The following is a 13324-nucleotide window of genomic DNA, read 5'->3' as shown; positions in this document are numbered from 1 at the left end:
CAGGGGCGCGATATTAGCACAGGGTGAGCGCCGCCTAGTTCGAGAGCTTTATCCGGGATGCATCACACGGCAAATCTGATCACTTTTTGAACAGCGCCGCCAGGATTTTGTCCACCGCGTCGAGCAGTTCGAATTCCTCGGTATTGATTTCGCAGTCCGCCTTGATCGGCGCCTCATAGGGGCTGTCCAGCCCGGTAAACGCTTTGATACGTCCTTCCAGGGCCGCACGGTACAAGCCCTTGGGATCACGCCGCGCGCACACGTCAAAGGGCGTGCTGATGTAGACCTCGAAAAACTGTCCCGGCCCAAACAGTGCCTTGGCGGTTGCCCGGTCGGCGCTGAACGGGGAAATCGCCGAAACGATTACGATCAGTCCTGCGTCCACCATCAGCCGCGCTACCTCGCCGATGCGCCGGATATTTTCCTTGCGCGCCGCATCACTCATGCCCAAGTCATTGCACAAACCGGTGCGCAAGTTATCGCCGTCGAGCACGAAGGTATGCCGGCCCTGTTCGTTGAGCTGCACTTCCAGCGCATTGGCCAGGGTCGATTTACCGGACCCGGACAACCCCGTCAGCCACAGGCAGCAAGGCTGCTGGTGCTTGAGCGCAGCCCGCGCGGCCACCGACAACGACAAGGCAAAGGGGCGGACAGAAGCCGAACCCCGGGAGAGTGACTGACTATTCATACCCCAACACCTCGTAATCACGTTGATAGGCACGCCGCACCAGACGGCGTGTACGCAGGCTGCAAAAATCCCTGACCGGCTCGTTGCGCCGCCCCAGTGAAACATTCAGATGCGGCAGCGTGGTGCTGACGCCGAGGTGCTCGCACAACCGCTGGAAGTCTTGCTCCAGGGATTCCTGGCGCCCAAGAAAGTCCATGGCCATACGGCCCATGTGATCGACCAGGAAATCAGTCTGGGGGGCGAAGTGCAGTTGGCGGTGCAGGTTGTCCGGGTGTAGCCAACTGCCGACGAAATGATCGAAGTCGCGGTAGCTGCACACCAGCGCCTGGGCGTGCACATCACGGGTACCCATATGATTGCTGCGCAGGTAGGTGTAGGCCGAATAGGCACGCTCCAATGGGTCGCGCACAAAGGCAAACTTGAAACTGCGTTCGCAGTGCTCGGGGAATTGCTGCTGGTACCAGTAATACGGCAGATGGCCCGGCCAGCGCCCATCCAGCAGCGCCGAGCAGACGCTGCTGCCAGCGCATTTAGGCACATGGATGAATACGCAGTTGTGACGCTCGAAAGCCGGTGGAAGCGTGGTCACCCCAGACAGGGACTTGTTCACCGCCTGGCGATCCACCACCGACAAACGCCCCAGCAGGAAAACCCGCTGGGGCTTGGGAAGCAATTTCCAGAACAGACGCTGCAACATTCCATTACCCACGCAAGAAGGTTAGCCCTCTCGTTCGTCATTCGAATCGAGAAGGCCAACATAACAAACGTTAGGCAGCGAATTATTTGGCTTTGGTCAAGCCTGTAAGGGGCTTGATACAAACACCAGGGCGCATTGCGCGCCCCGGCATATCAGGTGATGTTGGCCGTTACCGGCTCATCCAGGCCCATGGCGTGCAGCCGCGAGTAATAGCCGCCCATGGCCAGCAGTTCCACGTGTGTACCACGCTCGACAATTTCACCGTGGTCCATCACCAGAATCATGTCCGCTTTCTCGATGGTGGACAGTCGGTGCGCAATCACCAGAGTGGTACGGCCCTTCATGACCTTGTCCAAAGCGGCCTGAATGTGGCGCTCGGACTCGGTATCAAGCGCCGAAGTTGCCTCATCCAGGATCAGCAGCGGGGCATTTTTCAGCAGTGCACGGGCGATCGCCAAGCGCTGGCGCTGGCCGCCGGAAAGCAGCACGCCGTTTTCGCCGACTTCGGTGTCCAGGCCTTTGGGCAGTTCGGCGATGAAGTCCATGGCATAGGCATCGGTGGCGGCCTTCTCGATGTCTTCACGCGGTGCATCCGCCAGGTCGCCGTAGGCGATGTTGTTGGCCACCGTATCGTTGAACAGCGTCACGTGCTGGGTCACCTGGGCCACGTGCCGACGCAGATTGCGCAGACGGTAGTCTTCGATCTCCACCTCATCCAGCAGGATTTCGCCGGTTTCGTGGTGGTAGAAACGCGGGATCAGGCTGGCCAGCGTGGACTTGCCACTGCCCGAACGCCCGACCAGGGCGATCATCTGCCCAGGCTCTGCGGTGAAGCTGATGTTCTTCAGCACTTCACGCTCGGCACCTGGGTAGGTGAAGCTCAGGTTGCGCACGTCCAGGCGACCGCTGACGCGATCACGCTCCACGGTGCCGCTGTCGACTTCCGGCTCTTCATCCAGCTGTTCGAAGATGCTTTCGGCACCGGCTACGCCCTTCTGGATGGTCGAGCTGACTTCCGACAATTGGCGAATCGGCTTGGGCAACAGGCCCGCTGCGGTGATGTAGGCCACCAGGTCGCCCGCCGTGGCGTCGCCACGCAGCAGCAATACCAGGAACATCAGCGCTGCCATTGCGGTGTAGATCACCAGTTGGAGCATTGGTGTGTAGACCGCACCGGTCTTGTTCATGCGCAGCTGTTTATCAGTGTTGCCCTGGCTGGCGGCGGCAAAACGGCGCTCTTCGTAGCTTTCGCCGCCGAAGCTGCGCACCACGCGGTAGCCCTGGATGGTCTCCGAGGCCACGTGGGTCACGTCGCCCATCGCCACTTGGATCTTCTTGCTCTGCTTGCGGAATTTCTTGCTGGTGCTACCGACCATGATTGCGATCAGCGGCAGGATCGCCAGCATGACCAGGGTCAGCTTCCAGTTCATCCACAGCAGGTAGCCGAACAGGAACACCACCGTCAGGCCCTCGCGGATCACCACCTTGATCGCATCCGTGGCGGCGCCGGTGACCATGGTCACGTTGAAGGTGATGCGGGAAATCAGATGACCGGAGTTGTGCGTGTCGAAATAACGGTTGGGCAATACCAGCAGCTTGTTGAACAGCTGGACCCGCAGGTCATGCACCAGGCCCAGGGAGACCTTGGCCAGGTAGTAGTTGCCCAGGAACGAGCCGAGGCCTTGCCACGCGGCGATCAGGATGATCAGCAGCGGCACGGCCATCAACAGCTTCAGGTCCTTGAACAACGGGATCTTGGGCAGGAACACCACATCGGGATTGCTCAAGCCATCCACGAAGTACTTGAGGATCCCGGCCAGCATCGGCTGGGTGGAAGCAAAGATCACGAAGCCCAAGATACTCAGCATGAACATGCCGATGTACGGTTTCACATAGCCCAGCAGCCTGAAATAGATTTTCAGGCTGGATTCCTGGTCCGCTTTGGGCGGTGCGTCACTCATGTGTCGAGCTCACTGATTGGGTAGGACGCGAACTTTATCACATGCATCGGGATTGGCCCGAGCCCAGACCAAGACAGTCGCCAGCGCAATCGGCAGCCATGAGATAAACCACTCGGCCCGTGGGGTGCCCGTGAGGCTGGCGGCATCGAACTGCATGGCCAGGAACGAAAACACCCACATGCCGATGATACCCCTGCCGTAAAGCGTGTCGCGGGCCTTCCAGGCTTGCCACAACACACCGAACCACAAGCCACACCACAGCAGCAGGCCGGGCAGGCCGAGTTCGATGGCAACGTGGGAGAACAGGTTGTGGGCGTGGTCGAAATACATGCCATACGCGGTGATGAAGATCCTGTAATCCCCACCCAGCCCCAAACCGGTCCACGGATGCTGGGAAACCATCTCGACGGCGGTCATGAAGATCTGCGGCCGGTAGGAGACGCCTCTGGACAACACCAGGGACTGCATGGAGAAGAATACCGCCAGCGCCACTATCACTGCGCCAATGGAGATTACCGCGGTACGCCGATCACGACACCAGGCCGGCATCGCCACGACGGTCAGAAGCAAGGCCAGTGCAGCACCTCGGCTCTGGCTCAGCACGACGAAAAGCCCGAGCAATGCGATGGACACCACCCATGCCGCCTGCATCCAGCGGCCACGTGGCAGCCAATGCAGCAGCCAGATGGCAGCCAGACCAATCACATAGGCCCCCAGAATCGGGTGGGACAATTGACCTATCCCTTCGAGGCGCGCAAACCAGGCGTGGTGTTCAATACCATAGAACTTGATGATCGCGACCAGTGACGACAAGGCCAGCCCGAAACCGCCCCATTGCATCACGCGGATGACCCGATCGGCTTGCCCGCAGGCAAACACCGGGAAAAACAGCAGGAACACGCCGATATACAGCAAGCGCTTGGTCTCGCGGGACGGGTCTTCGGCATTGCTCCACGACAGGCTGATGGCGCCCCAGATGGCCAGTGCCGCCAACATCAGGCACATCCAACGCTGTTCACGCCAGACTTCCTTGAGTCGCTCACGGGCCGACCAGGCGAACACCATGGCAGGCAACCAGAGAAACAGGGTCAAGCCTTGTTGGTAAATCTTGTTGGTCGGCGCAAAGGCAATCGCCAGCAAAAACCAAAGTAACCCGAAAACCATCCACACCTGCGCCCAACGACTTGCTTGCATCACCCGCTCCTGAATACGTCCACCCCACCAACGCGGCATGGTTAAAACCCAAAACTTTCGGCATTATTACCGATCACTGTGCCCGCGACTCCTACAAGGCTTTCCGACGATGCAATGTTCAAGGCTTCCCCAAGCCGATTTAAACGCAATGATTGAAGGCGCCCGCATCCTGGAAAAGGACAGCTACGGCCCCAAGGTCTACCTGCTGGCTGACGGGAATATCCTCAAACTGTTTCGCCGCAAGCGCCTGTTTTCGTCGGCGCTGTTTCGCCCCTACTCCAAGCGCTTCATCGACAACGTGGCGCAACTGCAACAACGTGGCATCCCTACCTTGACCGTACTGGCGTTCTTCCAACTGGCCGCACCCGGCATGACCGCGGTGCTGTACCGCCCACTGCCGGGTGAAACGCTACGCCAGATTTCCAATAAAGAAGGCTTTGACTGGCAATCGAACCTCGACCCGCTGGTGGCGCTCATCCGCCGTTTGCACAGTGCGGGAATTTACTTCCGCTCCCTGCACTTGGGCAATATCGTTGTTACACCTGATAACGAAATGGGGCTGATCGATGTGGCGGATATGCGCTTCCTGCGCGCCCCGTTGAACCAGGAGTTGGCAAGACGCAATTTGCAGCATTTCGCCCGCTATATTGCGCGCGAGAAGCTGAACGAACGCTTTCCAATGCAAGCACTGGAACAAGCGCTGCTAGCGGCATGAAAACAGGCGCTGGGAAGTTTCACTGAAATCCTTCCAGGCTTGCTCCGGCGCCAATGCACGCGATTGGGCCTTGAGCACATCCCGGGCCGAAGCGGCGAAGGCACGCTCCATCAGAAGGCCCCAGGCCTGCGCATTATCTGAAGGGGCGTACCAGCCGGCCTCCGCCAACTGCTCGCGAAACACGGCCAACTCGCTGGTCAGTACCGGCACACCGGCCATCACTGCCTCTTGCAGGATCAACCCCAAGCCCTCTTGGGTCGACGGAATGGCGACCCAGTCGAAGGCGCGGTAAAGCGTCGCCGCATCCGACAGATGACCCGGCAACGTCACCTTGCCCTGCAAGCCGAGTTTTTCGATACGCGCCTCCAAGGCATCCCTTGCGGCGCCCTCGCCGATAATCACCAGCCGCGCGTCCGGCAGATGCGCCGACACGCCGGCAAACGCCTCCAGCAAACAGCTGAACCCTTTGCCGTCGACCAATCGGCCTACCGCACCCAGCACGGGCGAACCGTCCAGCGGCAGTCCAAGACGAATGCGTGCCTGCTCCCGAGAAAGCGCGGCGGCACGAAAGGCTACTGGGTCGAACGCGCTGCGCAGCACTGTCACGGACCGTTGCAGAAAACGCTCGATCGACTGGGCAAGGGTTTGCGAGACGGCAGCCAGCGTGAGTTGCTCGGCGGGAAACTGCTCAAACAGCTTTTTGTCCGACCGGCGCATGCGTGTGACGCCATGAAAAACCACGACAACACGCACGTGCGGCAAGTGTTTGAGCACCGGCAACATCACCCGGGCCACGCCCACCCCATCCAGCAGCACAACCTGCAAATCGTCAGGGAGCGCCTTCTGGAAACGCGCGCGCATCCAAGGCATCAGCAACTTCCACAAGTGCCGGCCTTTGAGTCGGGCAGAGGACAAACTCCACTCTACTGCCGATTCCCCTTCGTCCGAACGACCTTGAAGCAACCAGGTAGTGATCGGCGCACGGCATACAGCGTGGGAAAGTATCTGTTGATGAACCTTCTGCACCGAAGCGAATGCAGAACCACCGGCCCACATGATGTTGAGGATACTCATCGAAAAAATGACCTTTTGCGGCGTTGTGGTGGCTTGTCGCCTGTACTTAATGGATCAACCAGCCAATACCGACACCCAGTACCAACATAGCCGCCAGCTTGATCCGCTCGCGCCGCTTGCGCCGCGCTTTGGTCAAGCGCTCTTCTGCCGTCGCCACATGCAAACCGAAACCGGTATGCAGAACCGCATCGCCTTCCAGAGTCACGGCCGCCAGGTTCAGCTGCGCGTAACGCTTCGATAATCCCTTCTCACCCTCGAACCCGGCATAGGGCGCGCACAAGCGATATTCCTTGATACGTCGCAACCCTGGGTTCAACGAAAACCCTTGCCACTCGGGTTTGTCGGACAGCAGGGGGTAACACGGCACACCGCCCACCACTTCACGAGGCCCCAGGTGAATATAGGGGCTGTGCACCTGCAAGTCGTAGACGTAGTTACGCAACCACACCTGCAAAATATCCGGTCGGTGCTCCAATATCGTCTTGGAATCCTCGACAAAGCCGGGTCGATAAAACGCCCAGTCATCCTCGCAATGGAATATGTAGGGGGTCTTGACCGACTCATAGGCCAAGTCGATGGACGCCAACTGCCCAAGCTTCGGGCGGTTGATCAAGAAAGTGCAATGGCCGTGCCAGTGCTGTGGAACCGCTTGGCGCACGGCGTCGTCACCGGAGTCTTCGGTAATGAAGACTTCGCGGATCGCCGCCGTATTGAACTGATCGAAGCTCTCGAGCGTGCGCTTCAACAAATCGAAGCGACCGCAACTGGTCACTACGAGCGTTATGTCGCTTTGATCGGAGAATTGCATTCAAGCCTCGATAATATCACATAGCCATCATTTGCGGCCATCTGGCCGATATCAAACGCCCAGTTTCAGGCGCAACCTTTCCAGCACACTCAATGGTGCACGGGGCCGCAGGGGCGGCTCGAGGACTTCGACAATCCGCTGGCCGATCCGGGCAAAGCTGAACTGGCTGACGGCCAGGTCCTGACCCTTTCGCGCAATGTCGGCCGCCAACTGCGGATTGGACCGTAACACGGCCAGTTTTTCCTGCAACTGCGGGATGTCCTTGTAGAACACCACATTGACCATTTCCTCGAACCCCAGGGCCGCGTTTTCTTCGGCGCCCTGATCGAACGCCAGCAGCACGCAACCACAGGCCATGGCTTCGAAATTCTTGATCATGTACTCGCCCATGCCTACATCGGCACTGACGAAAAAGCGGATCCGGTTGAGCGTGGCACAATATTCTTCACCGGATTTGGTGCGCGTGACCACCAACGGCTCAACCTGTGCCAGTTCATCGAGCAGTGCCTTGCGTCCACTGTAGGCCACGCTGTTGGTACTGCCGACAAACGCCAGCTCGATATCCCGCTCACGTTCCTGCGGCTGCAACAGCGCCTGATCATAGCCCTTGGGCACGAACACCGCGTCAAAGCCCTCGGCGCGCAGGCGTTGGGTCACCATGTAGCCGGAACTGATCACCCGCGCCCAGGGCAAGCGACGGTAATGGGCGCTGAATTTTCCGGTGTATTTGCAGGAAATATAGTTCTGGTAGGCGTCGTGTTCGAGGATCACCAGGTTCGGGATCGTACGGATAAATCCGACCTGACGGATTTCCTGCTTGAAGCGCAGGAAGAACACGATGCGATCGTAACGGGTCACGTCGACCTCACGCCGGAAGTAACCGCGCAGGTTGCGCTGCTCATCGCTGCTCAACCAACGGATATCACATTCGCAGTGCTCGGCCACGCCTTCGTACAAGCGATCGAGGATGGCGCGCTGCTCTTTCTGCACCAGAAACAAGACTTTCATGACTTATCCTTTCCCAAACGCCAGAACAGCTCATGCCGTCGTACGGCTTTGCGGAAAAATTCATTCTCACCATACGGAGACGGTGCACGGCCCGCCAACACTCGCTGCAGCCAACGCCGGACACGGCGTTTGAAGGGCGGTGACGGCTGCAAGTCATGCATCATGCCCAGCGCCATGGCCTTGTCACGCTGATCCGCCAACGTCAGCGGCAGGCTGCAGGGCAGCAGCTCTTCGGTCGCGTCGAACAGCGGCGGCAACGCAATGCCGGTACCCGCGTCGCCCATGGGCCAGCGGTCGTTGTCGTGCAGGTGGTTGGCGTAGCCCAGTATTGTCGTCGGCTGCCACTCAAGACCTTGCAAGGCTTCCAGAACCGCGTGCTGCGCGCAGACATGGTCTGGATGCGGGTCCAATACCGGATGCGGCAGCACAATCACTTCTGGACGCGCCATCAACAACACTTGGCGCAGGTCGGCCAACAGGTTGTTCCACGTGGGCAAGCCATCGCTGTCCGCTGGCAGTGCAAACGGATTGAATTGGCGGAACGGCCGAACGTCTGTCATCTCGGCTTCACGGGAAGCAAAGGGCAGGTCCGGTGCGGCTTGCATCGCCTGCAATTGGAGGCAGAAGTAACCCAGTTGCACGCAGTGCGCTTGTGGCACACCGGCCCACAGCGGCACCGCGATACTGTCCCAGGCGCGCAGGCGACCCTTGATGCGCGCGGCTTCGACCGCGTCCAGGCCCATCTGCTGGTAATGCTCGGCTTCGATTTCACCTGCGGTCAGGGTGACGATCCAAGGCTTTTCAGCCTGGCTGTACAGACCAAACGCCGCCAATTCTGCATCGTCGGCATGGGGCGCGATCACCATCACGCGCTGCGTGCGGTAATCCGGGTGGGTCCAGGCCCACAGGCGGGGCGTGCCGATCAATCGGCAATGCCGCCCGCGCAACGGCAACTCGTTCAGCGCCAAACCACTGAGGTTCAGGTAACGCACGCCGTTGACGCCGCGCTCAAAGGTTTGCCGGTCGCCCGCCAGTTCAATGCTCGGGTCGAGGAAGCGCCCCAGCCACGTGCTTTTGACCTTGATCGCCAGCACCCGCGTTGCGTCCGCGTCTACCGGCTGATCCAGTAGCAAGCGCCCATTTTCCAGGCGCACGCCCGGCACCTCGGCATCCGCTGCAAAACGGTATTGGTAATCCTCGTTAGGCGCATAGAACAGATGGTCGGCAAACCACGCTTCATGGGCGATCCAGGCCAGCACGGCCAACAGCAATGGCAACCACCAGGCCACCAGGATGCCGATCACCACCAGCAGCAATACGCCAACCATCAGCGCCGTGCGCTTGTTGCGCCGATGGCGCTTGAGCAATTGCTGCTTACGGGTCATACGCTGAATACCTGCACGGGGTTGCACCAACGGTCCTTGTACTCGCGATCGGCCCGGCCAAAGGAGAAGCGCAATGGCTTGCCGACTTCGCGCGCCTGCTCCCAGGCGCTCTGGGTATTAAGAAAGCTCAACACGCTACCGGGGCTGAAGGCACGGGTTTCAGGATCGACCCCGCCGTTGACGTACTCCACGCTGATCCATTCCGGCGATTCGACCCGATACACCAACTGAATCGCGATAGGCGCATCATTCAGAAAAATCACCGAACCGATCAACCACTCGCGCATCAGCTCGATCACTTCGGCCAAGCGCTCGGCGCCCGTGGCGGTGAAGCCCCAGCGACGCAGGAACAGGTCACAGTAGATGGCCGCCAACTCTGCGCTGGAAAACTCGCTGACTGGCCGCACCACGCCGCCCGCCTCTTCCAGCAAACGCAGTTCGCGGCGCTGGTTATAGCGAAACTTCTTCGACAGTTCTTCCGGGGTGCGCGCCATGGCCAACTGTTCGGCCTGTGGCTTGAGGCCGCTGAAGCGGCCTTCGTTCAGCGTCGACAGGTAGCGTGCACGCTGGCGCAAAGGCGCCTGCGCATCGGCGGCGGCCGGCAGGATCACCTCGGCATTGCCCAGGTCGAACAGGCCTTTCTTGCCACTGCGCTTGAGCACGTCCTTGGACAGCGCCAAGTCGCGACCCCAAGTGGCAATGCACGCCTTGAGTTCACCCGCCTGCTCCCAGGCCAGGTATCGCACTGGAATCTGCGCCAGCCCAGCCAGGCGCTCGATCACTTGCGGATGGGTGGCGACGCTACCGCCAAAACGCTGCCAGGCCTCGTTGTAGGTCGGTGCATCGACGACGGACCAGCCGCGCTCGCGCCAGCCTTGGAATCGATTGAGCATCAAGCCCTCGCGGTCAGTTCAATGACATGGGGCAGTTGCCAGAAAGTGTCGCGCACTGCCTGATCCGAGAATCGTGCGTGCAAGCGCTCCAGCATCAGTTCTGCGCACTGGTGTTGCTGGTGTGGGTCCATCGCGGCCAGATGGCCCAGCCCTTGGGCCAGGTGCTCAGCGTCACCGAACGGAAACAGGATGCCAACACCTTCGACCACTTCCCGTGCACCACCACACGCGGTAGCCAACAGTGGAACGCCAGCGGCCATGGCTTCCAGCAGCACCATGCCGAAGGGTTCGTGATCGGAACTCAGCGCAAACACATCAAACGCGCGGAAATAGCGGCGCGCCTCCGGCACCTGGCCGAGGAACAGCACCTTGTCGGCAATCCCCAACTCGCGGGCCAGCTCCTTCAAGTCCTGTTCCAAGCGCCCGGTGCCGAGGATCGCCAGTCGGCTTTCAGCCGGCAGCTGCGGCAGGGCCAAGGCAAAGCCCTTGAGCAGGGTGGCCTGGTCCTTGTCCGGGTGCAGGCGGCCGACATTGCCGACCACCCATTCATCCGGCGACAACCCCAGGGCATCCCGCGCGTCATCCCTGGAAACCTGCTGGGCTTGCAGGGCTTGCACATCGATGCGGTTGTACAAGGTCTGGATACGCGCCGCCGGCCAACTCGGCAGGCAGCGGCGGATGTCATCGCGCACGGCGTCGGAAACCCCCAGCAGGCTCAGGCGCTTGCGCAAGATCGACGCGAACAGGCGGCGGCCACGGCGCTGGTAATCACCGAAGGCATGGTGCACACCGATCACCTGCAACCGCGTGGCGAGCAACGCCACGTAGATGGGCTTGGCGCGGTGTGCGATGCAGAAACTGAAATTGCGCGAGGCGGCAATCTTGCGCATCTCGGCGATGGCGCCCAGCTTGAGGCCACGAATGGCCTTCGAGCTGAACTCCATGAACAACACCTCATCACTGGCGCAACCCGCCGCCACTTCAGGGTCGGCAACCCCGGTGAGAAACACCGTGGTCACCTTGTAGCCGGAGCCTGCGAACAGGCTGGCGTACTGCCGCGCGCAGTCCAGGAACGGCCCGTCATAGCCGTGGCAGAACTGCAGGACGTGGCGTTCAGCCGACCGTGTCATAAGGGTCCACGCCGTCTTTGACGACCAGGATGTCTTCCATGATCAGGTATTGCAGGTCAGAGCCGAAGAACATGTCCAGCGCGTCTTTCGGCGAGCAGATCATCGCTTCGCCACGACGGTTGAGCGAAGTGTTCAGCGACACACCGTTACCGGTGAGCACTTCCAGCTCTTTCATCATGTCGTAGTAACGCGGGTTGTACTCACGCTTGAGTACCTGGGCGCGGGACGTGCCATCTTCATGGACCACTTCCGGCACGCGGGTCTTCCACTCTTCAGCCACTTCAAAGGTGAAGGTCATGAACGGCGCCGGGTGGTCGACCTTGATCATCTGCGGGGCGACGGTGTCGAGCATCGACGGGCAGAAAGGTCTCCAGCGCTCGCGGAACTTGATCTGGTGGTTGATACGGTCAGCCACGCCGGTAGCACTTGGGCAACCGATGATCGAACGACCGCCGAGGGCACGCGGGCCAAACTCCATGCGACCCTGGAACCAGGCCACCGGGTTGCCGTCGACCATGATCTTGGCGATGCGCTGGGGCATGTTGTCGATCTTGCGCCATACGGGCTTGCTCTCGTGCTTGGCGCACGCCGCAATCACCTCTTCGTTGCTATAGGACGGGCCGAGGTAGACGTGTTCCATCTTCTCCACCGGCACACCACGGGCGTGGGACACATAAGCCGCCGCACCGACCGCCGTACCGGCATCGCCGGACGCTGGCTGTACAAACAGCTCCTTGACGTCGTCACGGGCAATGATCTTCTGGTTCAGCTTGACGTTCAGCGCGCAGCCGCCAGCGAAGGCCAGCTTGCCGGTGTCTTTCAGGATGTCGCCCAGGTAGTGGTCGATCATCTGCAGCGCCAGTTTCTCGAACAACGCCTGCATGCTGGCGGCGTAGTGGATGTACGGCTCGTCGGCGATATCGCCTTCGCGCTTCGGACCCAGCCACTCGATCAGTTTTGGCGAGAAGTAGAACCCCTTGCCTTTCTCTTTATAGCGGCGCAGGCCGATGACGTTGGCGTAGTCGGTGTTGATCACCAGCTCGCCGTTTTCAAAGGAGGCCAGGCGCGAGAAATCGTATTTGCTGGCGTCGCCGTACGGCGCCATGCCCATGACCTTGAACTCGCCGTCGAGCATCTCGAAACCGAGGAACTCGGTGATTGCACCGTACAGGCCGCCGAGGGAGTCCGGATCGTAGAATTCCTTGATCTTATGGATCTTGCCGTTTTCGCCGTAGCCGAAGAACGTGGTGGCGTACTCACCTTTACCATCGATGCCAAGGATCGCGGTTTTCTCCTGGAAGCCGGAGCAGTGGTAGGCGCTGGATGCGTGGGCCAGGTGGTGTTCAACCGGTTCGATCTTGATTTTCTTCGGATCGAAGCCCAGTTGCTCCAGGCACCAGACGATCTTGTTGCGATAGCGTTTGTAGCGGCGGTTGCCCATCAGGATTGCGTCGAGCGCGCGGTCCGGGGCGTACCAGTAACGCTTGGCGTAGTGCCAGCGCGCCTCACCGAACAGGCTGATCGGGGCGAACGGGATCGCCACCACGTCAACGTCGGAAGGCTTGATGCCGGCCTGTTCCAGGCAGAACTTCGCCGATTCGTAGGGCATGCGGTTCTTTGCATGTTTGTCGCGTACGAAGCGCTCTTCTTCGGCGGCCGCGATCAGCTTGCCGTCGATATACAAGGCTGCGGAAGGATCATGGCTAAGGGCGCCGGACAGGCCAAGAATCGTCAATGCCACAGGGGTCTAGCCTCTTTTAGTCTGCATGCA

Annotated in this window: 12 protein-coding genes; 1 reads left to right on the top strand and 11 read right to left on the bottom strand. The window is 60.2% G+C overall.

Annotation, left to right across the window (positions count from 1 at the left end; all coding sequences use genetic code 11):
• Nucleotides 1-79: 79 nt before the first annotated feature.
• From cysC to HX823_RS08130, 4 genes are all read right to left on the bottom strand, one after another.
• Nucleotides 80-688: an adenylyl-sulfate kinase gene (gene cysC / locus HX823_RS08145; protein WP_177074610.1), complete on the bottom strand. Its 609-nt coding sequence runs from the start codon at nt 686-688 to the stop codon at nt 80-82.
• A complete protein-coding gene (locus tag HX823_RS08140; protein WP_177074609.1) occupies nt 681-1385 on the bottom strand; it encodes a sulfotransferase family 2 domain-containing protein in 705 nt (234 codons plus the stop codon). The genes cysC and HX823_RS08140 overlap by 8 nt, the downstream gene beginning before the upstream one ends.
• A 152-nt stretch (nt 1386-1537) precedes the next feature.
• Nucleotides 1538-3346, bottom strand: a complete 1809-nt coding sequence (gene msbA, locus HX823_RS08135) for a lipid A export permease/ATP-binding protein MsbA (protein WP_038844431.1) — start codon at nt 3344-3346, stop codon at nt 1538-1540.
• A gap of 9 nt (nt 3347-3355) precedes the next feature.
• Nucleotides 3356-4540 (bottom strand): O-antigen ligase, encoded by a 1185-nt coding sequence (locus tag HX823_RS08130; RefSeq protein WP_177074608.1) that lies wholly within the window; start codon nt 4538-4540, stop codon nt 3356-3358.
• 148 nt (nt 4541-4688) lie between these two features.
• Here HX823_RS08130 and HX823_RS08125 point away from each other — a divergent pair, with 148 nt between their 5' ends.
• Complete coding sequence (locus HX823_RS08125; RefSeq protein ID WP_177074607.1) at nt 4689-5255, top strand: lipopolysaccharide kinase InaA family protein; 567 nt, start codon at nt 4689-4691, stop codon at nt 5253-5255.
• Here HX823_RS08125 and HX823_RS08120 read toward each other — a convergent pair.
• Genes HX823_RS08120 through HX823_RS08090 form a run of 7 tightly spaced genes read right to left on the bottom strand, consistent with a single transcriptional unit; the run spans nt 5244 to nt 13294 of the window.
• The gene (locus HX823_RS08120) at nt 5244-6329 is read right to left on the bottom strand and encodes a glycosyltransferase (protein ID WP_177074606.1); all 1086 of its coding nucleotides are present in this window, start codon (nt 6327-6329) and stop codon (nt 5244-5246) included. The two genes, HX823_RS08125 and HX823_RS08120, sit on opposite strands and share 12 nt — an antisense overlap.
• A gap of 46 nt (nt 6330-6375) precedes the next feature.
• Nucleotides 6376-7137 carry a glycosyltransferase family 2 protein gene (locus HX823_RS08115; protein WP_038844423.1) on the bottom strand — a complete coding sequence of 254 codons (762 nt, stop codon included), beginning with the start codon at nt 7135-7137 and terminating at the stop codon, nt 6376-6378.
• A gap of 51 nt (nt 7138-7188) precedes the next feature.
• Nucleotides 7189-8145 (bottom strand): glycosyltransferase, encoded by a 957-nt coding sequence (locus HX823_RS08110; protein ID WP_038844421.1) that lies wholly within the window; start codon nt 8143-8145, stop codon nt 7189-7191.
• On the bottom strand, nt 8142-9530 hold the full coding sequence (locus HX823_RS08105; protein WP_177074605.1) for a PIG-L deacetylase family protein: 1389 nt from the start codon (nt 9528-9530) through the stop codon (nt 8142-8144). Before HX823_RS08105 ends, HX823_RS08110 begins: the two co-directional genes overlap by 4 nt.
• The gene (locus HX823_RS08100) at nt 9527-10423 is read right to left on the bottom strand and encodes an antimicrobial resistance protein Mig-14 (RefSeq protein ID WP_038844417.1); all 897 of its coding nucleotides are present in this window, start codon (nt 10421-10423) and stop codon (nt 9527-9529) included. Before HX823_RS08100 ends, HX823_RS08105 begins: the two co-directional genes overlap by 4 nt.
• Nucleotides 10423-11553 (bottom strand): glycosyltransferase, encoded by a 1131-nt coding sequence (locus tag HX823_RS08095; protein WP_177074604.1) that lies wholly within the window; start codon nt 11551-11553, stop codon nt 10423-10425. Before HX823_RS08095 ends, HX823_RS08100 begins: the two co-directional genes overlap by 1 nt.
• Nucleotides 11537-13294 (bottom strand): carbamoyltransferase, encoded by a 1758-nt coding sequence (locus tag HX823_RS08090; protein ID WP_033897821.1) that lies wholly within the window; start codon nt 13292-13294, stop codon nt 11537-11539. Before HX823_RS08090 ends, HX823_RS08095 begins: the two co-directional genes overlap by 17 nt.
• Between the last annotated feature and the right edge of the window lie 30 nt (nt 13295-13324).

This window comes from Pseudomonas sp. P7759, from assembly GCF_013386445.1.
GTDB lineage: Bacteria > Pseudomonadota > Gammaproteobacteria > Pseudomonadales > Pseudomonadaceae > Aquipseudomonas > Aquipseudomonas azotoformans_A.
This window is presented reverse-complemented; position numbering and strand designations above follow the sequence as displayed.